The sequence below is a fragment of the Pseudarthrobacter sp. efr-133-R2A-89 genome, from assembly GCF_030209315.1.
Taxonomy (GTDB): domain Bacteria; phylum Actinomycetota; class Actinomycetes; order Actinomycetales; family Micrococcaceae; genus Arthrobacter.
Genome location: NZ_JARVSE010000004.1, coordinates 50,273 through 75,991, shown reverse-complemented (window position 1 = coordinate 75,991; position 25,719 = coordinate 50,273). Strand labels below are relative to the sequence as shown.

The window sequence follows — 25,719 nt, the reverse complement described above, 5'->3', positions numbered from 1 at the left end:
AGGACTACGATCCTGCACCGGCGGATTGGATGGCGTTCTGCATGTCGGAAAGTGCAGCGTCCACTGTCTTTTCTCCCTTGATAGCGGAGTAGGCATTATCTTGGATTGCCTTGGTGACAGCCGGGTAGAAAGGCGTTACGGGACGCGGTACGGCGTTCTCGATTGACGTCTTCAGGACCGGCAGGTAGGGCAGCTTGGCAACCAGTTCCTGGTCTTCATACAGCGAGCCGAGGACCGGAGCCAGGGAACCCTGGGTGGCGTAGAACTTCTCGGTCTCCGCGGAGGTCATGAACTTCATGAAGTCCAGTGCGGTCGCCTTGTTCTTGGAGTACACGCTGGTGGCGAGGTTGTGGCCGCCCAGCGAGGATGCACCCGGACCGCTCTTGCCGGGGAGTGCCGCAAGGCCGGTCTTGTCCTTCACAGCCGAAGATCCTTCAGTGGTGATCAGGTTGAAGGCGTAGGGCCAGTTGCGCAGGAACAGGAGCTTTCCGCTCTGGAATGCCTGGCGGCTGTCCTCTTCCTTGTAGGTGATGGCTTCCTTGGGGATGTTCCCGTCAGCGTAGGCCTTGGCCAGGTTGCCCAGGCCGGCCTTGGCTTCCGCCGTGTTCACGCTGGGCTTGCCATCCTTGTCCAGGACTGAGCCGCCGGCCGAGTTGATGGCCTCGGAAGCGTTGACGGTCAGGCCTTCATACTTGCTGAACTGGCCGGCGTAGCAGCCAATGTTGTTCTGCTTGGCGATGGAGCACATGCTCATCATCTCGTCCCAGGTCTTGGGAGGCGTGGGAACCAGGTCCTTGCGGTAGTACAGGATGCCGCCGTCAGAGGTTTGCGGGGCCGCGTACAGGGTGCCCTTGTAGGTGGCGCTGTCCACGGTCGGCTTCAGCATGGCGCTGGTGTCGATCGCCATCTTGTCCTTCAGCGGCTGCAACCAGCCCTTGGCTGCGAACTCTGCGGTCCAGACAACGTCTACGTCAACAACGTCGTAGTCGGACTGCTTGGCCTGGAAGTGCTGGACCAGGTCATCATGCTGCTGGTCGGCCTGGTCGGTCTGCTCCTTGAAGGTGACCTTTTCATTCGGGTGCGCGGCATTCCACTTGTCAATGAGCGGGCGGACGACGTTGCTGTTGTCCTTGCCCTGGACATACGTGATGGGGCCGCGGCCGTCGAGGTTGGCGTCAGCATCGCTGCCTCCCCCGCCACCGGTGGTGCCCCCTCCGCCGCCACCGCAGGCGGACAACGTCAGGGCCAGAATGCCGGCCGTGGCGGCCGGAAGCAGGAATCTCGGGGTTTTCATTAGCTTGAAGCTCCTCGCTGAGTGACAAGTAAGTCGACAGTGCGCTTGTAGGTGAGGTTGATGTGGTGACCATCACACTAGTAAGGTTGCTGTCTCGAATGCAAGCGTTTACATCAAAAAGTTATCTTAGGGGAACCAAATGCCCAACCCGTCCGTTCCGGTACCCCGTTCCGTACCCTCCGCATGGTGGGCGGACGCGGTCGTCTACCAGATTTACCCCCGGTCCTTCGCCGACGGCAATGGCGATGGAATGGGCGATTTGCGGGGCGTCCTGCAGCGGCTCTCCTACCTGGAAAAGCTGGGAGTGGACGCTGTCTGGCTCTCTCCCTTTTACAAGTCGCCCCAGGCCGACGGCGGTTACGACGTCGCCGACTACCGCCAGGTGGATCCGCTCTTCGGCACCTTGGCGGATTTCGACGCGATGTTGCAGGAAGCTCACCGCCGCGGCCTGAAAGTCATCGTTGACCTGGTCCCAAACCACACTTCCGACGAACACGCTTGGTTCCAGGCGGCGCTGCGGGCAGGCCCGGGAAGCCCGGAACGGGAACGGTACATCTTCCGTGACGGCAAAGACGAGGTGCCGGGATCGGGGGATGGCCGGCTGGCGCCCAACAATTGGAAATCCATCTTCGGCGGACCGGCATGGAGCCGCCTTACCAACGCTGACGGCTCACCCGGCCAGTGGTACCTGCACCTGTTCGACACCAGGCAACCCGACCTGAACTGGGAAAACCCGGAAGTACAGGAGGAGATGCGCTCCGTGCTGCGTTTCTGGCTGGACCGCGGGGCGGACGGCTTCCGGGTGGACGTGGCCCACGGACTGGTCAAAGAGGCAGGCCTCCCTGACTGGGACGGAGCCGCGGCCATGGTGGAAGGAACAACGGGTCCGCGCAGGGAAAGCCACCTGCCCGGAGACGCTCCCCATGCCCACACCGATGCCGAGGAACCGCACCGGGCCGTCTCACCGATGTACCCGCCATCGCCCTTCTTCGACCAGGATGGCGTGCATGAGATCTACCGTGACTGGAACCGGGTCCTGGCCGAATACGGAGGGGACCGGATGATGGTGGCGGAGGCCTGGGTTGAACCGGCCGAACGCCTGGCCAGGTACGTCAGGCCGGATGAAATGCAACAGGCCTTCAATTTTGATTTCCTGCTGGCCGGCTGGGACGCCGAGCGGATGGCTGGCGCCATCACCGCGTCCTTGGCAGCGGCCGCTTCCGTGGGCGCGCCGTGCACCTGGGTGCTCAGCAACCACGACACGGTCCGGCACAGCACGAGGTTCGGACTCAAGGATCCGACCACGTTCCCGAAGGGCATTGGTGCCGGCGACGAACAACCGGACGCTGCCTTGGGCCTCGCCCGCGCACGCGCCGCCACCCTGGTTGCACTGGCATTGCCGGGTTCGGCCTACCTCTACCAGGGCGAGGAGTTGGGGCTGCCGGAACACACCACCCTTCCCGACTCGGCCAGGCAGGACCCGACATTCTTCAGGACCAAGGGAGCCGAGATCGGCCGCGACGGGTGCCGCGTCCCGCTGCCATGGGCCCAGGGCGAACCGGGGTTCGGGTTCTCCGCCGGTCCCTCCGGCCAGGCGCCTTGGCTCCCGCAGCCTGAAAGCTTCGGCCCCCTTGCCGCGGACCAGCAGGACGGCGAGGCAGGTTCAACCCTTGAGCTCTACCGGGCCGCTATTGCGTTCAGGTCTGCGCACCACCTTGGCAAGGGAACAGTGGAGTGGACAGATGAGCACGCGCCGGACAGCGGGCTGCTGGTATTCCGGAACGGAGATGTCATTGTCCTGTCCAACTTGGGCTTCGCCTCCGCGCCCGTGCCTGGCGGTTACACCGTAGCGCTCTCCAGCGGGCCTGAACCGGCCAACGAGCGGGCAGCAATGCGGGAAGTTCCCGTGGACTGTACCGTCTACCTGTTGCAGGACTGACCCGGCAGGAGGACTGACCTGTGGGCCAGCATGCAGTTCAGCGGACGCGCTCAGCCCGGCTGAAGCGCGTCCGCGCCCCCGCACCGATGTGGATGAGGACCGGAACATCCTTGCCCACCACGGCGTCCAAGGCGTCCAGGAGCCCTGATACCTCGGCAGCCAACAGGTGTGGTGCCACACCCTGTCGGGGCAGGAGCCTGACCTTGAGCGCGGGCGAGCCTTTCACCTCATAGGTGGTGACGGTGGAACCGGCAAGGTCCGGACGCCCCTCGAGGGCCTGCTTGAGTGCCTGTTCGGCAACGCCGCCACCGATCCGGATATCGCCGGGAACGTCACCGGGGTCGTACTCGGCCGCAAGGACGTTGGCCCGGCCCTTTCCCTGCTGCGCAATCCAGGCCACCATGAGTCCCATCAGGACCAGCAGCGCCAAGGCCACCGCGATCCACAGCCAGCTTTCCTGCTGTCCGGGGAAACGGGTGGAACTGAAAGCCTGGTTGATGCCGTCCCATGCCCCGGAGGCCCAGGCGTGCCACCACGGACCGGCTGCCGGCACAGCTGCCAGCAAGACCAGCAGCAGGCCCACCGTCAGCAGGATAACGCCCAGCAGGGTGAGGAGGATCCGGTTCAGCAGCGCAGGGGTGCTGGTCATGCGCCGATCACCCCGGACGGGGCCACGTTGACGCGGGCAACGGGGGCCGGTTGCAGCTGCATCTGGTCCAATTCATCGCTGACGGCTTCAAGGACGCGGCCCTGGTCCACCGCAACGCCGGAGGTGGGCCGGACGTTCACCAGGACCTGGCGCTGGGAGACCACCACCATGACCTGCTCAGGCGTGACATTCGCAGCCAGCCGGGCACGGCGTGCGATCGAAGACGCCACGACTTCGTCGTCCACCACGGCCGCCGAGGACCCGCCACGACGGCCGCCGGCCAGCTGGTGGCGCGCCCGCCGACCCGGAAGTATCCCGTTGAGGAAAAAGATCACGCCCAGCATGCCGAGCACCCCGCCGATCGCTCCCAGCAGCAGCGGCGGTACGCCGGAAGGCAGGTCCACGATCCGTTGGGCCGCCACCTGCGGTTCAATCAGCCAGGCAGGCTGCCCGACGGCATGGACACCGGATTCGAGGACGCCGTAAGCAGCCAGCACCAGGACCAGGGCTGCAGCCACGACCGAGACCGCGGCGCGCGTTGAATGCGTCTCGCGGTAGGTGATCCGGCGCATGTCCGGCCCGTCGCTGCCCCGGGAACCTGCCTTTGCACGGCGGTTCTCCACGCTGCCGCTCATTGCACCCGCCCTCCTGTACTGATCTTTGCCCCGCTGACGCGGATATCCACCCGGCTCAGCCTGGAACCGCTGAGCTCCGAGACTGTCTGCAGAATGACTGCCTTGGCCTTGACCGTGCGATCCCAGATGGATCCGCCGGATGCCTGGACCCGCGCGGGATCAAGTACAACCGCTCCCAAAGGCGGGATGCCGATGGGCGCCACGAGGGACAAAGCCAGCAGGCCGTCGTCGTCCGTCCAATCCGCCCGCACGTCCTGCGCCTCGACGCCCAGGGCCTGGGCGGCGGCCGCTTTGGCGAGGCTGGTCAATGCCTGGGTACTGATCCGGTTGTGGCCGCTGAGCGCCTGCCCACTCGCAACGGGCGCTGGTGAACTCATGAGGACGAACGCCGGCCGATGATGGCATCGATCACGCCGCGCAGATCCAGCTTCCCCTCGGCGGCGCGGCCCAGGACGGCACCGATAGCCATGAAGAGCAGGGACACGATGAATCCCCACAAGCCGAACTGCATTGACATGAAGGCCACGAAGGCGCCCATGGCCGTACCCGCAACGGTGAGGTTCACAGCAACGCCTCCCGGTCCACAGCCGCCGGCTTGACCGGCGGCGGCACGTACACGTCCGTGATCTCGACATTGACTTCGATGACCTGCAGGCCCACCAGTTCCTCGACCGCGCGGTAAACGGCGGCACGGACGTCATTGGCCAGCGAGTGCAAGGGGGTCCCGTAGCTTGCCACCAAGGTGATGTCCACGGCTACCTGCGTTTCGCCCACTTCCGCGTGGACTCCGGCCGCATGGTCCGAACTTCCGACGGCGTCCCGGATGGCACCCAGCGCGCGGGACGGACCCGAGCCAAGGGAATAGACGCCGGGAACGGACCGTGCCGCGATACCCGCCACCTTGGCCACGGCGGTTTCGGAGATTACGGTGCGCCCGGGCCCCGGACCCGTCACCGGGCTGGCGGCAGGACGGTTTGGCACCACGGGTTGTGGGTTCTGGTATTCCATCAGGCACTCCCCCTTCTGTTGATTCCACCCTATCCCCAGCCTGCGACAGATGCGCCGGAAACACTGCGGGGCGCCGCGCCCAAGCTTTTCCCCCGGACGGAAAAGGCCCAGGCGGGGAAGCCCCCAAGGACATCCCCGCCTGGGCGGTATACGGCCGGATTTACCGGCGGTGGATCAAAAACGGCCTACTTGTAGAGGCCCTCGCCGCCTACCCTGACGTTGGTGGGCAGGTAGCCGAACGGGCCGAGGCCATTCCGGCCAAAGCTGCGGTCAACCTGGGATACGCCGTTGCGGAAGTTGATCTTCACGGTCGGCGACAGCGAGCCGCCGCGGACGCCGTTGACGTTGTCGATGAACGACTGCACCAGGCCGCCGGGCTGCACGTAGTGCGAATAGGCCTGGAACTGCCGCCCGTTCTGCTTAGCGGACGGGCTCTCCGGTGCGTTGGCTGCCAGGTTGAGGTCCGTCGGGGATCCCAGGGCCAGGCCGCTGTTGTTCATCGGCTGGAAGTCGGAACGGATGCCGTCGCCCGCGAAGCCGTAGACGCCGTCGGGACCGCGCATACCGGCTGCATAGGTGAACTGGTGGCTGATGGTGAACAGGTAGTACTTGTTCTTCCCACCCTCATTCTGGATGAAGATCTGCGGCCGTTCAGTCTGGTCGTTCACGCAGTTCGCGGAAAGGATCGGCGGGAGGAAGGACCACTTGGTCAGGTCCTTGTTGTCGGCCACGGCGAGGCCAACGTTTGCGGTCTGGTAGTAGGCGCCGCTGTTCTGGACGTCACTGACGTTCTCGGCGTGGGGATCGCCCGGCTTGTAGCCAAGGTCCTCGTCCTTGCACTTGTAATCGCCGCGGGTGCCGCCGGTGTTGCCTTCGAACACCATGTAGGTCTTGCCGGGGTGGGCCGGGTCAACGAACGTATAGGGGTCGCGGAACGCGAAGCCGGGGTTCTGCGCCTTGGTCTGGTACATCTTGCCGTCCGGTTCCAGCAGTTTGGTGTGCTGGAACCCATCGAACGTGACGCCATTCTTGTCAGCATGGATGTTGCCCAGGGCCTTCGCGATCGCAGCATCGGGAGCAATCCCGCCGCCACCGGCATTGCGCTGGGCGATGTCGTAGAACGTGGTGGCCGTGTAGAAGACGTTGACGTGGTCACCCTGCATCAGGCGGGTGGAGCCGGACCACTCGGTGTTGCCGATGGAGGTGTTGTCCAGGAACAGGTGGCCGCCGTAGTTCCACTTGTCCTTGGCCGGGTCGGCGTTGGTCTTGCGGAAGAAGTAGCCGATCCGGGCGTTCCAGTGGCGCTGGTCGAAGCCGTAGCCGGCGTGGCGGTCCGCCACCAGGGAGAAGATGACATCCCAGCCCTTGTAGCTGATCTGGTTGGCATTCTCGTCGGTCAGGGACCAGGTGTCCCAGACCCACACGTCGTCGTTCATGGTGGGGAAATCCTGGGGGATCTCGGGCATGGTGACGTCGGGGCTCATGGAGTTTGCGCCGGGAGTGACGGTCGCGTCGCTCTGGGCCATGATCTGCTTGGCGTCGGCACGGGTCCATTTGGACGTGAAGTCCGACGCCGGATCGAACGCCTGCTGCGTGTGTCCGGTCGGGAGGGGGAAGCCTGGAGCGGGTGCCGGCATTTGCTGCACGGCGGGCGGGTCGGACGGCTCGTTGGCCTGTGCCGAGGGGACTGCCAGGAAGGCGGAGGCGGCGAAGGCCGCGGCCAATGCTGCGGCGGCGGGGCGCCACCGCAGCATCCGGTTTTGGGGGTGCTTGTGCATTGTTGCTCTTCTCGCGGAGTTGTAACTGTTCGTGGAAGACGGGCATATGTGCCCATTGCCCCGAGAACATCCGCGGCCCCGGCAACACCTCAGGTGCCGTCGGAGACGCCTTTGTGTGTCGGGAATCAGCAGGGCCTGGGTAGGACCCCGGGCAGATGGAAAGCATGCTTTCCCTCGCCGCGATCCACGCTATGGGGCATTCCGCAGCCATTTCAAACCCTGTTTCAGCGTCCCGAAAGACCTACCGGCGGGTAGGGTGCAAGCGCTTACGCAAGCCAATGCGCGCGCGTGCCACAACGGTTTGGCGAAGGTCAAATGTTTCGTGGCAAAGACAATTTTTTTGTTGCAACCTGCGCGAATGTTGCGCAGGCCACTGGCTGAGCCGAGGCCAGAGCGGCCCTGCGGCGGGCCCGTTAGGGGGAATCGCGTGCAGTGCCGGCTCAACCCGCCAGGCATGGGTGGCAATGCCGGACACTTGGGCGCAGGGTTCGAGGCCGGGATTCCTGGCCCGCCTCATGCGGGCCGTGCACCCTCACCTTCGCGCCGGATAGGCCCTTGGCGACTCGTAAGCGAGGGTCGCACGGATGCCCGTGGATGGCACACGATTCCATGCCTTAAACGAAGAAAAGCACCAGTTCCGAAGAACTGATGCTTCCCAGTGGTGGCTCCGACCGGCGTCGATCCGGTGACCTTTCGATTTTCAGTCGAACGCTCTACCAACTGAGCTACAGAGCCTAGGTGACTAGTCACCATGAGAGCCGGAATTGCTTCCAACAATCAGAGCGACCCTGACGGGACTTGAACCCGCGACCTCCGCCGTGACAGGGCGGCGCGCTAACCAACTGCGCTACAGGGCCTTGCGTTTCTTGCTTTCGCAGTATCTCTACCGCTTTTTTCAAGGCTTCCAGCCTACCAGACTTTTTCAGCCTGCCTGACCAGTTCCTTGCGTACCCCCAACGGGATTCGAACCCGTGCCGCCGCCGTGAAAGGGCGGTGTCCTAGGCCGCTAGACGATGGGGGCCAGAACCCGTTCGGCACAAAATAAAAGGCGTCAAGCGAGGCTTTCCGTCTTTGTCCTTTGCGTTTCTCCGAACTGGACTCAACAACTATAGGGCCTTCGCAGGAATTATCCAAAATCGGCCAAAAACACCGCCATTCCGCCATTGCAGGGGCCAAGATGGACGGATGGATGCCGTCGCAGCCCTCAACGAGATTGCTTTCTGGCTGGAGCGCGGGCGCGCTGCCACCTTCAAGGTGCAGGCCTTCCGCAAGGCTGCCGCCAGCATCGGTGCGCTGGATCCGGACGAACTGGCGTCCCGCGCGCTGTCCGGGCGGCTGAAGTCCATGAAGGGGATCGGCGACCGGACCTACACCGTGATCCGGGAGGCCGTGGACGGACAAGTGCCCGAGTACCTGGCGGACCTTCGGGAGAAGGGCGCGCAGCCACTGGCGGCCGGCGGCACGGACATCCAGGAGGCGTTGCGCGGCGACCTCCACAGCCACAGCGAGTGGTCCGACGGCGGCTCCCCCATTGAGCTGATGGTGGCCGCCGCGGAGGTACTGGGCAGGGAGTACCTGGCCCTGACGGACCACTCCCCCAACCTCACGATCGCCAACGGCCTCTCGCCCGAACGCCTGCGCAACCAGCTGGACGTGGTGGCGGGCATCAATGGCAAGGGCGGACCCACCCGGCTCCTGGCAGGCATCGAGGTGGACATCCTGGAATCGGGAGAGCTGGACCAGGAACCGGAGCTGCTGGACAGGTTGGACATCGTGGTGGCCAGCGTCCATTCCAAGCTGCGTGCTGATCGCAAGACCATGACCACGCGGATGCTCGGGGGGATCACCGACCCCCGGACCAACATCCTGGGCCACTGCACCGGCCGGTTGGTAGAGGGCTCGCGAGGGACCAGGCCGCCGTCGGAATTCGATGCCAAGGAAGTTTTTGCCGCCTGCGCTGAGCACAACGTCGCCGTGGAGATCAATTCCCGTCCGGAGCGGCAGGACCCGCCCGACGCCCTGATCCAGCTGGCTTTGGAGGCCGGCTGCCTGTTCTCGATCGACAGCGATGCCCACGCACCCGGGCAGCTGGATTTCCTGCAGTACGGTGCCGAACGGGCGGCCCGAAACAACGTTCCCGTTGAGCGGATCATCACCACCTGGCCGGCGGACAGGCTGCTGGCCTGGGCCGCATCACCCTAGAGCCCCATCGGGCATCGGGGAGTCCCCACCGCCGTACCTCGTTGTCCGATCCCGCCAGCCGGGCGCCACCGCCGCCGCTACATTTGGTTCATGCCCTCATCCAGCCCCGCACCCGAAGCACTCACTCCCCCAGCTCCCGCAGCCGCCCCGGTGAGGGCCCTCGGCGTGGCCGCAATGGCGGTCACCGTGCTGCTGTGGGCTTCGGCATTCGTGGGAATCCGCGCGATCGGACCGTATTTCTCCCCCGGCTCCCTGACGTTGGGCAGGCTGGCGGTTGCCGCCGTCGTCCTGGCCTTCCTGGTGCTGCCGCAACTCCTGAGGAGCCGCATGGCGCCCCGGGGGCGGGAGTGGCTGCCCATCCTCGCCTACGGGGTGATGTGGTTCGGTGGCTACAACGTGGCGCTGAACGCCGCCGAGCACATCCTGGACGCAGGGACCAGCGCCCTCCTGATCAACGTCAATCCCATCCTGGTGGCGATCATGGCCGGCATCTTCCTCAAGGAAGGTTTTCCACGCTGGCTGCTGATTGGAAGTACGGTGGCCTTCGCCGGTGTCGCGATGATTGCCATCGGTTCCGGGCAGCCGCGCACCCCGGGCGGGAGCACGACGCCGGACCTTGCCGGCGTGGCGCTGTGCCTCCTTGCCGCGGTGCTCGCCGCAGTCAGCGTCATCATCCAGAAGCCGGTGGTGCGGAAGTTCCCCGCGGCCCAGGCCACCTGGTTCGGCATCGTGGTGGGGGCCCTGTGCTGCCTGCCCTTCGCCGGGCAGCTCGCGGCCGAAGTACAGGCAGCTCCGCCGCAGGCCACCTGGGGGCTGGTGTACCTGGGGGTCTTCCCCACCGCCATCGCCTTCACCACATGGGCCTACGCGTTGTCACTGGTGGATGCCGGGAAGCTGGCCGCCACCACGTACCTGGTGCCCGGAACCACCGTCCTCATCTCCTGGCTGCTGCTGGGCGAGATTCCTACCGCCTGGGGACTGGCGGGTGGCTTGGTGTGCCTCGTGGGCGTCGGCCTGACCCGGCGCCGGACCCGGGCGTCCGGCGGGCGCCGCCGCCCGCATCGGGGCTAGAGTCGACCTATGCCAGCCAGCCTGCCACCGGGCCTGCCGATTGTCCCCTCGAGTCCGGACGGAGCAACCCCTAAGGAACCGGTTGCGGACGCGCCCGCCGGATTCGCCGTGTCTCCGGACGAGTTCGAGGCCGCCGTCCAGGATGCCCTGGACAGCATTCCGGACCGCCTGGCCCGCGCCATGGACAGCGTGGCCGTCTTCATCGAAGACGATTATGTTCCCGGACCCGGGGAAGATCCGGACGCCGTCCTGCTGGGACTCTATGAAGGGGTACCGCTGACGGAACGCGACTCGTGGTGGGATGCCGGTTCCCTGCCGGACCGCATCACCATCTTCCGCGAACCCATCCTGGAGCTCTGCGAGTCCCGGGATGACGTGATCCACGAAGTGGCGGTGACCGTGGTGCACGAAATCGCCCACCACTTTGGCATCTCCGATGCCCGGCTGCACGAGTTGGGCTGGGGCTGAGCCGCCTCCGGCGTGCGACCGATTCCGCGACACGCCCCCTTAACCACCACCACGAATGACATTCTTGTGGTTTATGTTATTGCTGTGACTGCTGTTGCCAATGTGCAGCGAGTCACGTAACCTCGGACTGCTGGCGAGCAACTGAGGGGCACCGTCGTGCCGCATCCAGAACCTCACTCCCAGCTCAATTGTTGCGAGGTCTCTGCACATGGTTTTATCCGGATCCGGCCGCAAAACGGCCGTGCTGTGCGCCGCCGTCGTACTCTTTGCCTCCGTTGCAACACCCGCAGCAGCCGTACCGGCGCCTTCCGCGCCGCTGTCCGTCCCAGCATCGCCGGACATCCCGTCCCCGGAAGATATTGCTGCGGCAAAAGCCAGCGAAACCGCGACGGCGGACCAGGTCACCGCGATCGAACGCATCCTTGCGGACGCGTCCACGGCCCAGCAGGCGGCCTTCGCCGTGGCGATGCAGGCAAACAACTCCTACAGCGAAGCGCTGGTGGAGCTGCAGCAACGCACCCAGGCTGCGTCCGCGGCCTCCGCCCGTGCCTCGTCCGCGAAGGAGCAGCTGGACAAAAACCGGAAACAGGTGGGGCAACTCGCCGGAGACCTTTACCGCAACGGCGGATTGAACCCCACGCTCGGAACCCTGGCCAGCGGCGGGGACAGCCTGCAGCAGGCCGCCACGCTCGAAGCACTGTCCGCCAGCAGGAGCCGCGCTTTTGAAGCTGCGGATGCCGCGGCCACCGCGTACCGCTCCCTGACGGCATCCGCCGACGATGCCACCAAGGCCGCTGACGATGCCGCGAAAACCGCCGAGCAGCGAAAGTCCCAGGCCGAAGAAGCCAACGCCGCTCAGGCCAAGGCCGTGTCCGACGCGAAGGCGCAGCGGACTATCCTGGTGGACCAGCTGGCGCAGCTCCGCAACACCACCGTTGCGCTGGAATCGGCCCGGGTGGATGCCCTTGACAGGCAACGTGAAGAAGCGCGGCTTGCGGCGTTGTCTGCCGCTGCCGACAAAGCGGCTCAGGACCAAGCGTCACAGGACCAGTCCGCTGCGCAGAACGCCCCGGCCCGGAACACACCGGCCCGGGACGCGGCACCTGCTCCTGCCGCACCGGCGCCGGCGGCCCCGGCCCCGGTTCCAGCCCAGCCGCCTGCAGCTCCGGCACCAGCCGCACCCGCTCCCGCGGCCCCGGCCCCGGCCCCCGCTGCGCCCGCACCGGCCCCTGCTCCCGCCGACCCCGCACCGGCCCCGGCGCCGACACCCGTTCCGGTGCCCCCGTCGACCGGCGCAGGCACCTACGAAACAGCGATCTCCGTCGCCTTGGGTAAGGTTGGCGCACCGTACTACTACCAGTGGGGCGGCACCGGCGTTTACGGCTTTGACTGCTCCGGCCTGGTGCAGAACGCCTTCGCCGCCGCCGGAAAGTACCTCCCGCGCACAGCATCGCAGCAGTACGCTGCCGCCCCTGTCCACGTCCCGATCTCACAGGCGCGCCGCGGCGATCTCCTGGTGTGGGGCTCGGCTCCGAACTTCTACCACGTGGCCATCTACCTCGGAAACGGCCAGGTGGTTCAGGCGCTGAATCCGCAGGAAGGCATCACCGTCTCCAGCATCAGTTCCATGGTGGGAATGGACCTCTACCCGTACGCCGCCCGCTACTGAGCCGCACTGCGGGTCCGCCCACCAGTCAGCTCAAGACGTCCTTGGTGACAAACCGGCCATACGCCAGCGCCCCGAACACCGCCACATAGCCTGCTTGGAGCAGTCCATTAGCGGCGAACGAGTCCCACAGCACCGGCTGGCGCAACATGTCACCGAAACCAAGCCAGTAATGGCTGAACAACCACGGATGCAGCCATTCCAGCTGCGGAAGCTGGTCCAAGACCTCGGAAACAACAGAGACCACCACAGTGGCCGCCATCGCACCGACAGGGACCACAGTCATGGTGGACAGGAACAGCCCAATCGCTGAGAGGCCCGCCAGGGACACGGCAATGTAGGCGGCAATGAGCACTATCCGCACGGCGGCCTCAGCGGGCTGGACCACCCCGCCGGACAGCAGGGTCACCGGCCCTACTGGAAAGAGCGCCGCGCCGATGGCCGCCCCCATCAGGCCGATGGTCAACGGCGCCACGATGCAGAAGGCCACGGCGCCCACGTATTTGACCAGGAGCAGCCGCACCCTTCCCGCCGGGGCCACCAGCAAATAGCGGAGGGTTCCCAGGCTCGCTTCCCCGGCTATAGTGTCGCCGGCCACCACGCCCACGGCGAGCGGCATGAACAGCGGCACGGAAACCAGCATGGCTGTGAAGGCCACGAACAGGCCGTTTTGGGTGATCCGGTCAAGGAACGCAGGGCCGCGCCCGGGCGGGACGGCGGACGAGACCTTGACCGCGACGGCGATGAGCACCGGAATGGCAGCCAGGGCCAGCAGCAGCGCCCAGGTGCGCCGCCGGGTGAACAGGACCCTGAGTTCCGAGGCCAGCAATGACAACCCGGCACCTGCCGTCCTGGAACCGGACCGCCTGGACGTACTCTGCGGGGCTGCGGCGCGGGCGGTTCCCGCGCCCTGTGGGATGTCGGCAGGCACGCTACTGGGCAACGTCGAATCCTTCCCCGGTAAGGGCAACAAAGCGGTCTTCGAGGCTTTCGCGTTCGACGGCGAAGCCCCGGACACGGACGCCGGCCTGGACCAGGTGCGCCACCACTTCCTCCGGGAGCGGGGCGGGTTGCCGCACTGAGGTGCCCAGGGCCGCCACGATGGTCTCGCCGTCCGGCGACTGATTGCCGGATTCCCGTTCCGGAGGTGCAGGTGCAGGTGCCAGCCCGAGCCGGGCGAGGACGTCCCGCGCCGCGCCGCCGTCCGGGGTGACCAGCCGGAGGCGGGTGCTGCCGGCTTGCCGGAGTTCGGCCAGCGGCCCTTGCGCCACGAGCTTGCCGGCGCTCATCACCGCGGCGTGGGTACACATCTGGTCCACCTCGGCCAGCAGGTGGCTGGAGACGAACACGGTGGTGCCCTCGTGGGCCAGGGACCGGACCAGGTTGCGCACCTCCCGCGTACCTTGAGGATCCAGTCCGTTGGTGGGCTCATCCAGCACCAGCAGGTCCCGGGGAGACAGCAGCGCGTTGGCTATGCCCAGCCGCTGCTTCATGCCCAGCGAGTATGCGTGGACCCGCTTCCCGGCCGCGTGTTCCAGGCCCACGCGCTCCAAGGCCCGTTCCACCCTGGCCTTGCGGGTGGCCGGAACGGTGTGCCGCCCGGCGGCATCAAGGCGGTGGAGGTTGGCGGCCCCGGAGAGAAAGGGATAGAACGCCGGTCCTTCCACCAAAGCACCGACCCGCGGAAGCACGTCGTGGAACTCATCCGGCATCTGCCTGCCGAGCATTTTCACGGTTCCGGCGGACGCGGCCGCCAGGCCGAGCAGCATGCGGATGGTGGTGGTCTTGCCGGACCCGTTGGGCCCGAGGAAACCGAACACCGCCCCGTGCGGGACGGCAAGGTCCACAGCGTCGACGGCGGTCTGGTGGCCGAACCGCTTACTCAGGCCATGGGTCTCGATCGCAAGCCCGGCAGCCGCCGGACCAGCGCCCGCCGGGCCCGTACTCACCGAGCCGCTGCCGCTGCGGCCTGCAGTGCCTCCGGCGGCACCATGCCGGCAAATATCCGGCCGTCGTCAGTGACCAGTACGTTCAGCAAGGCGGTGGAAAGAAGGCGGCCGCCGGAGACGGGGACTGCGGCCTGTGCCAGCAGCGGATCGGCCAGCAGGGACGTTGCAGCTGAACCGGATGCGCCCGCTGCCGTGCCCACTACCGTTTCCCAGCCGGTTCCGGCCACCGTGACGTGCGCCTTCGCTTCAAGCTGGGGCAGCAACTGGTCCGGGTTGGCCATGGGCCCCGGATGTGGAGCATCTGTGGGCTCATGGGACTTGTCCGGAACCGGAACGTCCTTAACAGTGCTGCCGGGAGGTGGCGTGAAGCTGAACAGGGACTGGTCCGGCGTGGCCAGGGACAGGGCGCTGAAACCGGAACGGAAAGCCGGTTTGTCGGCTCCGCGGGCGGTCACCTGGACGGACAGCGGCAAGCCCGTTTGGCCATCGACTGCGATGGCCACCCTGCCCACCAGGGTGGCATCGGTGCGGGGTTCAATCACCAGGTTGTAGGCGCTGCGGCCGGCAACGACGACGTCCGGTCCCACGGTGACGGCCGTGGTGGGATCCACCTTGGACAGGAACTGCTGCGCCAGGTCGCCCGGCGCTGGGAAGCCGGGTGTGCCCTGCGCGTCCCTCGAGGGGCTCGAATCCTGGGTTTTGGCGGGCAGCGTCAGGTGCTCGGCGGTGTTGTCCTTCGACGAGTAGAACCAGACATCATTGCCATGCCGGACCACGTCCCGTTCTGCCAACTGATCCACTACCTGCACGCGGGAGTTGTCCTTGCCGTCGACGTAGATGCGGGCGCTGTGGCGGCCGGACAGGAACTCAATCACGGCGGCTGCGCTGCCGGCTGATGCAGGGGCGGAGGTCTTGCCGGCGGCCGGAAGCTCGGGCAGGCCCAACTCCGACACCTGCTCCAATGTTCCCGAGAAAGAGTGCACCTGATGGGTGGCCACCAGTTCCAGGACCTGTGCAGGGGTCTTCGCAGGCAGCGGGTCCCCGGCGCTGGCCGGCAGGGAACCGGTGAGCGCGCCCACAGCGATCATCACCGGGGCCGCGGCGGCCGGCATCCACCGAAGCCATGGCCGTCGGCTCAACCTGCTGCGCTGTTGGAACTCTCCACTGGAATCCAGCGTGTTGGAACCCATAGATCAAGGTTACGCCCGCGCGGCCGGGTCGGTGCCGGTAGCGGTCCCTAAAAGTTCGGCACCTGCCGGACGTTCGGGCACGACGGTTCCCACACCGCCGTCGACCGTTACTCTCTGGCCGGTGGTTATCAGCCTGGTGGCATCCGCCACTCCAACGACCGCAGGGATCCCGTATTCCCTGGCCACGACGGCGCCGTGGGAGTTGGCGCCGCCCATTTCCATCACCAGCCCTCCCGCAGTGAGGAACAACGGTGTCCACCCGGGGTCAGTGGACGGGGCAACCAGGATCTCGCCCGGTTCGAGGCGGGCGCCGACGGGGTCCAGGACCACCCGCGCCGCTGCCGTCACCGTCCCTGCCGAGGCAGGACTTCCAGCCAGCGTTCCTTCCGCAATGCCGGCGGCGGTACGGACCGCCTCGGGTTCGGTGCCGTCCGAGAGGAGCACCCGGGGTATATGGCGTCGATCAAGCTCCCGGCCGTAGTCCGCCCGCCGGCCGGCGACAAGCTGCCTGACGTCCGGGAACGTTGCTCGCGGTTCCCCTGTTCCGCCGGTAAGGGCCTGCCGCGCCTCGGCGAAGTCCAGGAAGAAGACGTCGTCCGGGCGGTCGAGGGCTCCTGCCTCCGCGAGTTCAGCGCCCACCAGGAGCAGTTGCCTGCGGACTTCTCCAAGGCCAACCACCAGCTGGTACTTGGGCAGTTCACGGAGGCCGGCGAAGAGCCGCGCCCTGCGCAGGGCGGCCCGCACCAGCACGCCCCTGACCCTGCCGCGCCCGGCTGCGCGGGCCACGAGCCGGTCGGCCTGGGCTTCAGCGTCCTCGGCTGCTGTGCTGAACTGCAGGTCCGGCGCGAGGGCGGGATCCTCCAACCGGAGGTAGTTGGCCAGGATGCCCAGGATGTGTGCGGGCTCTTCCGACCACCGCGGCAGCCCGACGTCGATCTCAGCCACGGCCCGGTGTCCGTACCGGTCCAGGAACCTCCCCACCCCGGCGTCCAGGCGCGCGGGCAGCCGCCCGGCCTTGAAGTCGTCCGCCAGTGCCACTGGATCCGATCCCATCAGGGCGGCCGCCGATTCGCCATCATCCTTGATGGCCTTGGCCAGGCGCCACAGCTCAAGGTCCATCTCGGTGGTGACGTTGTTCGGCAGGCCCCGGATAACAGGCTGGAGTTCGTCCCACGCGTCGTCGCCAAGGAGCTTCCCGGCGAGGCCCAGCATCGCAAAACCCACCAAGGGAAGGGGAAGTATGGCCGGAACAATCGGAAACAGGCGTGCTCCGAGGAGGGCCTCGACATGGTCCAGCCTGGCCACGGCCCCCGCACCATCGGCCGGGGCCAAGGATCCCTCGAAGTCCCGGGTAAAGCGGTCCAGCCGGCGGAGTGCCGCCCCGGGCCGGAGCAGGGCCCGGAGTATTGCCTGCGGAACCTTGAAGTGGACTGCTGCCGGGCCCGCGTGCCGGAGGAGCCCGAGGGGCGTCCTGCCGGTCACCGAAAATGCAGGGTCCTCGAACAGTTGCCGCATGACCGTTGCGGTCCGTGCCTCCATGACGTCAAAGACCCGGGGAACGATGCGGCGGCCCACGGCGCTGCGAAGGGGCGTGGTGAAGTCGATGTATATCCGCTGCCCTGCCTCGGCGTACGGGGACGGCCCCCGCCGGGGTTCGGGGACAGGGAACCGTGCGGCCGTGGCCACGGACGAGGCGACAAGGCGCAAGGCGGCCAGCCCCATGGGGGTAAGAGGCCGGGTGAGTCCCTGTGCCAGGCTGAAGCACAGGTACGCCCTGGTGCCGCCGGCGCCCGGCCCGCCTTGGCGGACGTGGGCGGCCCCGTTGCTTGCCGGGACCGGGTAGAGGGTGGTGATGGGCCGGGATTGGGTCAGCCACAGGGTGCCGGCGCTATCGATGGCCCATTCGGTGTCCTGCGGGGCGCCGAAGTGGTCTTCGGCCTGCAGCCCGAGCCTCGCCAGGGCGGCCAGCTGGGGTTCCGTCAGGCAGGGTGTTCCGGTGCCGCCCGGCAACTTCCTCGTCTCCGTGCCGCCGCCGGGAAGGGCCCGGACCTCGATGCCTTCCCCGCCAAGCCGCTGCTCCACCATCCTGCCGGTCAGGCCATCCACCACGAAGTGGTCCGGGTTGACCGCGCCGGAGACCACGGCTTCGCCCAGGCCCCGGCCGGCATCGATGACGATCTGCCGGCGCCGCCCGGTGAGTGGGTTCGCCGTGAACATGACTCCCGCCGTGTCCGCATCCACCATCCGTTGGACCACCACGGCGAGTGCCACCCCGGCGGGGTCGATGCCCAGGCTTGCCCGGTACGCAGTTGCACGGTCGGTCCAGAGCGATGCCCAGCAATTGCGCACTGCCCCAAGGACCGCATCCACTCCGACGACGTTGAGGTAGGTGTCCTGCTGGCCGGCGAAACTCGCAAACGGCAGGTCCTCGGCGGTGGCGGAGGACCTTACCGCCACCGGCACGTCCGGGCCCATCGCGGCGTACGCCTGCCGGACGGCGTCGGATACTGCTGCCGGAAGCGGCGCCGCCAGGATTGCGGCGCGCGCGGCTCCGGCCGCCCCGGCCACGTCGATGGCCTCGTGGGCGGCAAAATCACGGCTAGTGGCCCGTGCTGCTGCCTGCAGGGCCGCGTAGGCGTCCGCAAGCGCCGGAAGGACGGGCGCAGGGGCGCCGACCACCTGCCAATATGCCTCCGTGGTCAGGCAGAAACCTTCCGGGACGGGCAGCCCGGCGGACATCAGCTCGCCGAGGTTCGCCGCCTTGCCGCCCACGAGGGCCAGCATCCCGGCGTCGAGGGCGGCCAGCGGCAGGACCGGCCCGGCGTCTGCGCCGGTGCCCGATGACGGTGTCCCGTGCTGCCCCATGGTGTGGCTGCCCTGCCGGCGGACCTGGTGTGCCTACGCGGCGTCGCCCAGGATGGGCCCGAACCGTGCCCGGTCTGCCAGGCGTGGGTCTTCCCGGTCCGGCACCACCATGACCGGTCCCTTGGCGTGATGGAGCACGCCGTCCGATGTTGAGCCGAGGAGCATGCCGGTGAAGCCACCGCGGCCGCGGGTGCCCACCACCACCAGCTCCACGTGCCTGCTTTCCTCTACGAGGACGTCGACGGGCGAACCATCCTTGAGCTCGTAATCGGCCCGCAGGTGGGGATAGTGGCTGCGAAGCCAGGCCATGCCGGCATCCAGGGTGACGCGGATGTCCTCAAACAGGGCTTTCCGGTCCATCGGGGCGGGAACCCAGGCCAAGGAACCGCTGTACTGCGGGACGGCACAGACCACACGGAGCGCGGCGCCGAGCCGTTCGGCCTGGTCAGCCGCTTCCAGGACGGCCACCCTGGCCTGCTCGGAACCGTCGACGCCGACCACCACCACGTTCTCGACCGGCCGGTGGCCGGATTTGGCCTGCTCTGCCTTGATGCGCCGGTCCTCGGTGGTCTCACCGAGCCGCTCCGAGCAGAACAGCGGCACGGTTACCGTGGGGCATTTCGCATGGGCGGGCAGCGCGCTGCTGACCGAACCCAGGAGCCGGCCCACGAAGCCGCCGCGGCCGCGGGTTCCCACCACCAGGAGCTCGGCGGTTTCGGAGATCTCCAGCAGCACACCGGCGGCGTCGCCGTTCTCCACCGAGGAGCTGACCTCGACGTCGTACGTTGAAACCTTCTCGAGTGCCTGTTTGGCGATGGCCTCGGCCCCCTCCCGGATGACCGAGTCGTCCACGGTGGCGTAGCCGCCATCCAGGCCGGACGCGGCGAAGATCGGCACCGAATAGGCGGTGACGATATGGAGGGGACGACGACGGCGCTGGGCCTCCCGCGCGGCCCACACCAGGGCGCACTGGCCATGCTCGGAGCCATCGACACCCACCACGATGCCTTCGGGAGCGGCCGGAGAACCACCGCCGTCCCGGGCCGGGTCCGGATGCAACTCTTGTGAGCCCATGGGGGCCGCCTCCTCGCGATACTGCCTGATGTTGCGGCTATTCTGCCAGAAAACGGCCCCGGGTCCGTGCACCCCGTCCCGCTGCTGCAACGGCAGGGAACAGACCGCTTCCGTTTCCCACTATTCTCCGTCCCCCGCGGCTTAGCAAGCCTGTTCAGGGGCGGGAACGAGGGTTATCCACAGGCTTTCCCGGCGCTCCCGGAAAGCGCCTTCACCACCGCGCGACTGTTTTCTCCAATGGGCTATTCACGGCCGCAATTGTTCTGTAGTCTTCAGGACATTGTTGGTCCGGGACGCCAGCTGCAACTTCCTGTTGGGGGCGGCCCGGCCATGCGCTGCGACCGTGCTTGGGGGCATCGGGACGCGAGCCGGCGAGGTCGCCGGCAACCTGCCGAAGCTTCGAAGGAGGGAAACTGTAGTGTCAAGCATGCCTGGGAGTGCCGGGACCGAACAGACCACCACTGTGATCATTGGCACCGGGCTGTCCGGGCTGGCCGTGGCCGCTGAACTGCGGCGGCACGGAGTGGACTCCATCGTGGTGGACGGCCTGGATATCCTGGGCGCAGCGCAGCCGGCGAACACGTCGTCGCTGCAGCGCTGCGACGCCGCTGACAGTGACACCCTGAGGGAGCGGAACGAGATCCTGCGGCATCTGCGCAACTACGCCGCAAGCCACAGCGTCGACGTGCGGAATACCACCCGGGCTGTGCAGCTGACCATGCTTGAGGGTCCGGAGGACACCGCAGCGCCCCAGTGGCAGGTCCACACGCCCACAGGCATCCTGGTGGCAGACCACATTGTCCTGACGCGTTGCGCCCACAGCCAACTGCGGCGCATGCTCAGCGACTTCGGCATTGCCGTAGGCAAGAACGTGGCAGCAGCCATGCGGGCGATCGGCATCTATCTGGTGGGCGTCGGCGAGCTGATCACGCCGTCACCAAAGGAGGTGCTGCGCCAGGCCAAGACCGTTGGCCAGGCGATCTCCGCCAAGGTCAACGTTGGCACCGTCCTGCCGTCGGCCGGCGCCTTCCCTGCAACGGGCAGCTTTGCGGCGCTGACCTGCTGACGGCAATCCTTTTGACCGCCGGCCTTTATCTGCCTGCTCAGCCAAGCGCCCGCTACCGGCGGGCCTCTCCGTCCGTGTCGCCGTCACCGGACTGGTCCGCGTCGTCGGGCTGGTCTGCTTGGTCGGGCTGGTCTGCGTCGTCAAGCGTGTCACCGTCACCGGATAGCCTGCGCCGGGCCAGGACGCCCAGGCTGACGAGCAATCCAACGGCCACAGCCGCAAACAGCACGATGCTCCATTGGAAGGGTTCGGCTGCGCCGGCAGGTGCTGACGGTTCCTCCGTCACCCCCGGCCTCGCGGTGCCCATGCCGGGGACGGCGCCGGCCGCCGTCGAACTTTCCGACGGGGCAGGGACTGGGGCCGCGGCTCCCGCTGGGGCGGATCCCGACGCCGCGGTGAACGTGAACGTCCCCTCGATCGGGTGTGAATCTGAGCTGACCACGCGCCACGCCACCGTGTACGCCCCCGCCGGGCCACCCGATCGAAGCTTTTGGGTGGCGACGTTGTCGACGATGCGGACGGAACCGTCAGCCCACTCCTTCCCGGACGCGTCCTTGACCGAGAACGAGGAACCAATGCCCAGCGGCGGGTTGCTGAAGGTCACCGAAACTTCTTCAGGCGGGGCCGCCAACGCGGCTCCCTGCGCCGGGGTGGTGGATTCCGCGGCATCATGCGCGGAGGCCGGCCCCACCAGGCCAAGGGTGGCGGTTGCAAGGACGAACAAACCGAGCATTATGCTCAGCAACTGCCGGTGGACCGGGCGCATGGGCTGCTCCTCATGTTGGCTTCCTTACAGACTAGGCGAATTTGGCCGCCCCCACCGTGCAGCACCCTTAGGATGCAGGTATCCCCACACATTCCCCCGGAGGACTAATGCTTAAGCAAGGCTCTGCCCTGGACCGGTATTTCATGGTCACGGAGCGAGGCTCCAACTTTTCCCGCGAGATCCGCGGCGGGTTCGCCACCTTCTTCGCCATGAGCTACATCGTGGTGCTGAACCCCCTGATCCTGTCCGGTCCCGACTCCACCGGGGCAACGCTCGGTTTCACCGCCGTTGCCGCCGTAACCGCGCTCGTGGCCGGGGTCCTGACCATCCTCATGGGCGCATGGGGACGGCACCCCTTCGCACTGGCCACCGGCCTGGGCGTCAACGCCTTCGTAGCCGTGACGGTCGCCAGGAATCCGGGCCTCACCTGGCCGGACATGATGGGCCTGGTGGTCCTCTCCGGCATCACCATGCTGATCCTGGTCCTCACCGGTTTCCGCACCGCCGTCTTCAAGGCCGTACCCGAGGGGCTCAAGACAGCAATCGTGGTGGGCATCGGCCTGTTCATCGCCCTGATCGGCTTGGTCAATGCCGGGTTCGTACGGCGAATCCCGGACGTGGCAGGAACCACCGTGCCCGTGGGCCTGGGCTTCGACGGTAAACTGCTGGGCTGGCCCACGGCCGTGTTCGTCTTCGGCCTGATCCTGACCATCGCCCTGGTGGTCCGGAAGGTCAAGGGCGCCATCCTGATCGGCATCATCACCTCGACCGTACTGTCGGTCATCCTTGAGATGACCCTCCACATCGGCCCGAGCTTTGACGGCAAGACCTCCAACCCGCAGGGCTGGTCCCTGGTGGCCCCCACGTTCAGCGGCTGGGCAGCCCCGGACCTCTCCCTGATCGGCAAGGCCAACCCGTTCGGCGCCTTCTCCGACCTCGGCTTCGTGGCCGCCACCCTGCTGGCCTTCGTGATCCTGCTCAGCATCTTCTTCGACGCCATGGGCACCATGGTGGGCCTGGCCAACGAAGCCGGCACGGTCGACGAACACGGCAACATTCCCGACGTGGACCGGGTGCTCCAGGTGGACGCCCTCGGTGCCATCATCGGCGGCGGCGCGTCCGTCTCCTCCAACCAGATCTACGTCGAAGCCGGTGCCGGCATCGGTGAGGGCGCCCGGACCGGCATCGCCTCGATCGTCACCGGCCTGCTGTTCCTGGTGGCCATGTTCTTCACCCCGCTGATCAACCTGGTCCCGTTCGAGGCCGTAGCCCCCGCCCTTGTGGTGGTGGGCTTCATGATGGTCTCCCAGGTGGGCAAGATCGACTGGCAGGACTGGGGCATTGCCATCCCGGCCTTCCTGACCTTCACCCTCATGCCGTTCACCTACTCGATCGCCAACGGCCTGGGCGCCGGCTTTATCGCCTACGTCCTGATCCGTACGGTCCAGGGCAAGGTCAAGGACATCCACCCCCTGATGTGGGCCGTGGCCGCGGCATTCCTGCTGTTCTTCGCCATCGGCCCGATCGAGGCCGCCCTCAGCATGTAGCCACCCGCCGGACGAAAAAGGGCTGGTGCGGCGTCTGCCGTACCAGCCCTTTGCCTTAACCGGCCGGCTAAACCGGCGTGTTGGGCGCGAGTCCTTCGTCCCCGGAAACCGCCAGCGCCCGTTTCTCGCGCAGCCGGTCCAGCCGGTTCATCAGCGGCGACGTAGTGGCCCCGTGGATCACGATGGACAACGCCACCACCAGCCCCACAAAGGACCAGAGCCAATGCGCCTGGTCCGAGAAATGGTCCTCCCCCAGGGCAAAGGCCAAGTAGTACAGCGATCCGATGCCGCGGATGCCGAAGAAGGACAGCGCCACCCGTTCCCGCGGCCCGGTCTTGCCGCCCAACAGGCCCAGCCACCCCGCCAGGGGCCTGACTACCAGCAGGAACGCCAAAGCAACCAGCACCTCCGCCGGCCCGATTCCGGCGAGGAGCCCCCGGGCTATGGCACCGCCGAGCAGGACAAGGATCACCACGGTCAAGAGCCGTTCGAGCTGCTCCACGTACGAGTGCAGCACCCGGTGGTAGCCGTGGCTGCGCTCGGCCGCACGGATGGTCACGGCACACACGAAGACGGCGATGAAGCCGTAGCCCTCCACCAGCTGCGTCAGCCCGTACGCCAGGAAAGTGGCCGCCAGCGCCACGAAGCCCTCCGAGTGGTTGGAAAGCCGCAGGCTGTCGCGGCGCGCTGAGAAGAACAGCTTCGCCAGCAGTTTTCCGGTGAGGAAACCCACCAGCAGGCCCAACGCCAGCCGCCACAGCACGTCCACCCCGAACCATTCGGGAAACCAGCCCGCCGGCGAGGCGCCTGCCACGCTGATGGCGATGGCGAGGTAGACGAACGGGAAGGCGAGCCCGTCATTGAGACCGGCCTCCGAGGTGAGGCCGAACCGCACCTCGTCTTCCCTTTCGATGCCTTCTTCCTCGTCCGCCGGTTCGCCCACCTGAACTTCCGAGGCCAGGACGGGGTCCGTGGGGGCCAGGCTGGCGGCCACCAGCAGTGCCGCGCCGAGGCCCAGTCCGAGGAACCACATGCCCAGCAGCGTCAGGCCCGCGATGCACAGGGGCATGGCGATGCCCAGCAGGCGCCAGGTGGTGGACCACCGCTTGCGCCCCACCGGCCGGTCCAGGGCAAGCCCGGCGCCCATCAGCGAAATAATGACGCAGACCTCCGCCAAGTGCATCACGAAGCCGCTGTGCTCCACCGGGTTGGGATCCGGGAGCGAGGGAATCAGCGCAAAGGCCCCCATGCCGGCGCCGAGGAAGACCATGGGCATGGACAGGGGCATGTTGCGCAGCAGTTTGGGCAGGACGGCGGCCACGAAGACGGCGGCTCCGGCGGCGGCAAAGATGATGTTAGCGGCGTCGAACATGGGCGGCCTCCAGCCTGGAAAGATGCGTGGTTCCGGCACAGGCACGTCACGCTTCGATCTGGCCGACCGCTCCCACCCTATCCCCTGCCCCGCACCGCGGGTGGGTTCTCGGATCCCGGACAAGACGACGGCGGCGGTGCTGGTTTTTGTGCCCGGCGTACGGTGAGCTTGATGCATGCCTTTCCAGTCCCCAGCCGTTGACGTCCCGCCGCAGCCCTGGACAGGGAGGTACGACGGCGACGGCCCGGCCCACCGCCGCTGGTGGCAGGCAGTGAACCACGTGCTCCAGCCCGGGCCGTTGGACGCCCCGGGCGGCCAGGGTGCCGGGCAACCAGTGGCCTCGGGCCGGAAGCCGGCGGCCTTGCTGGGTTTCGCCAGCGACGAGGGGGTACGCCGGAACAAGGGCCGGACCGGGGCTGCCGCCGCCCCCGCGGCGCTGCGGAGGGCGCTCGGCCCGCTGGCCTTCCATCTGGACCGGACCGTTTCCGATTGCGGTGACGTAGTGGTGTCCGGAGACCGGCTTGAGGCCGGCCAGGAACGGTTGGGCCACGCCCTGGCAGCCCTGCTCGACGCCGGCCACCAGACTGTCGTCCTGGGTGGCGGCCACGAAACCGCCTACGCCAGCTACCTTGGCGTCAGTGCGTCGGCCGCCGTCCGGCGCGGACAGCGCCTGGGCGTGCTGAACCTCGACGCGCACTTCGACCTCCGCGACGAAGCGGTTCCCAGTTCGGGGACGCCGTTCCTGCAGATGGCCCGTGCGGAAGCGGACGCCGGACGCGACTTTCGCTACGCCGTCGTTGGCATTTCGGAGCCAAACAACACCCGGGCCCTGTTCGACACCGCCGGAAAACTCGGCGTCCGTTACCTGCTGGACGAAGACTGCGAGGCAGAACGCGTCCGGGCGTTCGTGGCGGACTTCCTGGCGGAAACCGACGTCCTGTACCTGACCATCGACCTGGATGTACTCCCCGCCGCGGTGGCCCCGGGCGTCAGCGCCCCCGCAGCCTACGGCGTGCCACTTCCCGTGATCGCGGCCGTGTGCCGGCAGGTGGCCGCGAGCGGGAAGCTGCTGCACCTTGACGTGGCGGAACTGAACCCCGCGTTCGACATTGACGGCCGGACCGCGCGAACGGCCGCCCGGCTGGTTGATACGCTGCTGCGCTGAGAGTCCTTTGGCGGC

22 protein-coding genes and 3 tRNA genes are annotated in these 25,719 nt (G+C 67.2%); 8 read left to right on the top strand and 17 right to left on the bottom strand.

Annotation, left to right across the window (positions count from 1 at the left end; genetic code table 11):
- Positions 1 to 4: 4 nt before the first annotated feature.
- Positions 5 to 1,294, bottom strand: coding sequence for an ABC transporter substrate-binding protein (locus QRM95_RS08005; RefSeq protein WP_285247268.1), 1,290 nt, complete (start codon positions 1,292 to 1,294; stop codon positions 5 to 7).
- Between the two features lie 139 nt (positions 1,295 to 1,433).
- Here QRM95_RS08005 and QRM95_RS08000 point away from each other — a divergent pair, with 139 nt between their 5' ends.
- Positions 1,434 to 3,233, top strand: coding sequence for a glycoside hydrolase family 13 protein (locus QRM95_RS08000; RefSeq protein WP_285247267.1), 1,800 nt, complete (start codon positions 1,434 to 1,436; stop codon positions 3,231 to 3,233).
- A gap of 37 nt (positions 3,234 to 3,270) precedes the next feature.
- Here QRM95_RS08000 and QRM95_RS07995 read toward each other — a convergent pair whose 3' ends face one another.
- The 9 genes from QRM95_RS07995 to QRM95_RS07955 all read right to left on the bottom strand — a co-directional run bounded on the left by QRM95_RS07995 (position 3,271) and on the right by QRM95_RS07955 (position 8,324).
- On the bottom strand, positions 3,271 to 3,882 hold the full coding sequence (locus QRM95_RS07995; protein ID WP_285247266.1) for a hypothetical protein: 612 nt from the start codon (positions 3,880 to 3,882) through the stop codon (positions 3,271 to 3,273).
- Positions 3,879 to 4,517 (bottom strand): hypothetical protein, encoded by a 639-nt coding sequence (locus tag QRM95_RS07990; protein WP_285247265.1) that lies wholly within the window; start codon positions 4,515 to 4,517, stop codon positions 3,879 to 3,881. Before QRM95_RS07990 ends, QRM95_RS07995 begins: the two co-directional genes overlap by 4 nt.
- Positions 4,514 to 4,894 carry a hypothetical protein gene (locus tag QRM95_RS07985; RefSeq protein WP_285247264.1) on the bottom strand — a complete coding sequence of 127 codons (381 nt, stop codon included), beginning with the start codon at positions 4,892 to 4,894 and terminating at the stop codon, positions 4,514 to 4,516. The genes QRM95_RS07990 and QRM95_RS07985 overlap by 4 nt, the downstream gene beginning before the upstream one ends.
- Entirely contained in the window at positions 4,891 to 5,082 is a 192-nt protein-coding gene (locus QRM95_RS07980) for a hypothetical protein (RefSeq protein ID WP_285247263.1), read from the bottom strand. Before QRM95_RS07980 ends, QRM95_RS07985 begins: the two co-directional genes overlap by 4 nt.
- Complete coding sequence (locus QRM95_RS07975) at positions 5,079 to 5,525, bottom strand: Asp23/Gls24 family envelope stress response protein (protein ID WP_285247262.1); 447 nt, start codon at positions 5,523 to 5,525, stop codon at positions 5,079 to 5,081. The genes QRM95_RS07980 and QRM95_RS07975 overlap by 4 nt, the downstream gene beginning before the upstream one ends.
- A 185-nt stretch (positions 5,526 to 5,710) precedes the next feature.
- Positions 5,711 to 7,303, bottom strand: coding sequence for a glycoside hydrolase family 68 protein (locus tag QRM95_RS07970; RefSeq protein WP_285247261.1), 1,593 nt, complete (start codon positions 7,301 to 7,303; stop codon positions 5,711 to 5,713).
- 659 nt (positions 7,304 to 7,962) lie between these two features.
- Positions 7,963 to 8,038: transfer RNA gene (locus QRM95_RS07965), tRNA-Phe, on the bottom strand.
- 48 nt (positions 8,039 to 8,086) lie between these two features.
- Positions 8,087 to 8,160 (bottom strand) — tRNA-Asp (locus QRM95_RS07960).
- A 91-nt stretch (positions 8,161 to 8,251) separates the two neighbouring features.
- Positions 8,252 to 8,324: transfer RNA gene (locus QRM95_RS07955), tRNA-Glu, on the bottom strand.
- 164 nt (positions 8,325 to 8,488) lie between these two features.
- On the opposite strand from QRM95_RS07955, the gene QRM95_RS07950 reads away from it, so the two are divergent.
- The 4 genes from QRM95_RS07950 (at position 8,489) to QRM95_RS07935 (ending at position 12,713) form a co-directional block, all read left to right on the top strand.
- A complete protein-coding gene (locus QRM95_RS07950) occupies positions 8,489 to 9,505 on the top strand; it encodes a PHP domain-containing protein (RefSeq protein ID WP_285247260.1) in 1,017 nt (338 codons plus the stop codon).
- 90 nt (positions 9,506 to 9,595) lie between these two features.
- Positions 9,596 to 10,576, top strand: coding sequence for a DMT family transporter (locus tag QRM95_RS07945; RefSeq protein ID WP_285247259.1), 981 nt, complete (start codon positions 9,596 to 9,598; stop codon positions 10,574 to 10,576).
- Between the two features lie 9 nt (positions 10,577 to 10,585).
- Positions 10,586 to 11,044 carry a metallopeptidase family protein gene (locus QRM95_RS07940; RefSeq protein WP_285247258.1) on the top strand — a complete coding sequence of 153 codons (459 nt, stop codon included), beginning with the start codon at positions 10,586 to 10,588 and terminating at the stop codon, positions 11,042 to 11,044.
- A gap of 208 nt (positions 11,045 to 11,252) precedes the next feature.
- On the top strand, positions 11,253 to 12,713 hold the full coding sequence (locus QRM95_RS07935) for a C40 family peptidase (RefSeq protein WP_285247257.1): 1,461 nt from the start codon (positions 11,253 to 11,255) through the stop codon (positions 12,711 to 12,713).
- A gap of 25 nt (positions 12,714 to 12,738) precedes the next feature.
- Here QRM95_RS07935 and QRM95_RS07930 read toward each other — a convergent pair whose 3' ends face one another.
- The 5 genes from QRM95_RS07930 to QRM95_RS07910 are packed head-to-tail and all read right to left on the bottom strand — an operon-like array spanning position 12,739 to position 19,788.
- Positions 12,739 to 13,653 (bottom strand): ABC transporter permease, encoded by a 915-nt coding sequence (locus tag QRM95_RS07930; protein ID WP_285247256.1) that lies wholly within the window; start codon positions 13,651 to 13,653, stop codon positions 12,739 to 12,741.
- A complete protein-coding gene (locus tag QRM95_RS07925) occupies positions 13,643 to 14,659 on the bottom strand; it encodes an ABC transporter ATP-binding protein (protein WP_285247255.1) in 1,017 nt (338 codons plus the stop codon). Before QRM95_RS07925 ends, QRM95_RS07930 begins: the two co-directional genes overlap by 11 nt.
- Complete coding sequence (locus QRM95_RS07920; RefSeq protein WP_502934947.1) at positions 14,656 to 15,849, bottom strand: LolA family protein; 1,194 nt, start codon at positions 15,847 to 15,849, stop codon at positions 14,656 to 14,658. The genes QRM95_RS07925 and QRM95_RS07920 overlap by 4 nt, the downstream gene beginning before the upstream one ends.
- A gap of 9 nt (positions 15,850 to 15,858) precedes the next feature.
- Positions 15,859 to 18,714 (bottom strand): PEP/pyruvate-binding domain-containing protein, encoded by a 2,856-nt coding sequence (locus tag QRM95_RS07915; protein ID WP_285247254.1) that lies wholly within the window; start codon positions 18,712 to 18,714, stop codon positions 15,859 to 15,861.
- Between the two features lie 33 nt (positions 18,715 to 18,747).
- Positions 18,748 to 19,788 (bottom strand): universal stress protein, encoded by a 1,041-nt coding sequence (locus tag QRM95_RS07910; RefSeq protein WP_285247253.1) that lies wholly within the window; start codon positions 19,786 to 19,788, stop codon positions 18,748 to 18,750.
- 427 nt (positions 19,789 to 20,215) lie between these two features.
- Between QRM95_RS07910 and QRM95_RS07905 the strand changes: the two genes are divergently transcribed.
- The gene (locus tag QRM95_RS07905; RefSeq protein ID WP_285247471.1) at positions 20,216 to 20,854 is read left to right on the top strand and encodes an NAD(P)-binding protein; all 639 of its coding nucleotides are present in this window, start codon (positions 20,216 to 20,218) and stop codon (positions 20,852 to 20,854) included.
- 52 nt (positions 20,855 to 20,906) lie between these two features.
- On the opposite strand, the gene QRM95_RS07900 is transcribed toward QRM95_RS07905, so the two are convergent.
- Positions 20,907 to 21,620 (bottom strand): copper resistance CopC family protein, encoded by a 714-nt coding sequence (locus tag QRM95_RS07900; protein ID WP_285247252.1) that lies wholly within the window; start codon positions 21,618 to 21,620, stop codon positions 20,907 to 20,909.
- A gap of 107 nt (positions 21,621 to 21,727) precedes the next feature.
- Here QRM95_RS07900 and QRM95_RS07895 point away from each other — a divergent pair, with 107 nt between their 5' ends.
- Positions 21,728 to 23,167: an NCS2 family permease gene (locus QRM95_RS07895; RefSeq protein ID WP_018763078.1), complete on the top strand. Its 1,440-nt coding sequence runs from the start codon at positions 21,728 to 21,730 to the stop codon at positions 23,165 to 23,167.
- A 67-nt stretch (positions 23,168 to 23,234) separates the two neighbouring features.
- Here the strand turns inward: QRM95_RS07895 and QRM95_RS07890 are convergent, their stop codons facing one another.
- Positions 23,235 to 24,539, bottom strand: coding sequence for a cation:proton antiporter (locus tag QRM95_RS07890; protein ID WP_285247251.1), 1,305 nt, complete (start codon positions 24,537 to 24,539; stop codon positions 23,235 to 23,237).
- Positions 24,540 to 24,714: 175 nt separating this feature from the next.
- On the opposite strand from QRM95_RS07890, the gene hutG reads away from it, so the two are divergent.
- Positions 24,715 to 25,704, top strand: a complete 990-nt coding sequence (gene hutG / locus QRM95_RS07885) for a formimidoylglutamase (RefSeq protein WP_285247250.1) — start codon at positions 24,715 to 24,717, stop codon at positions 25,702 to 25,704.
- Positions 25,705 to 25,719: the final 15 nt, after the last annotated feature.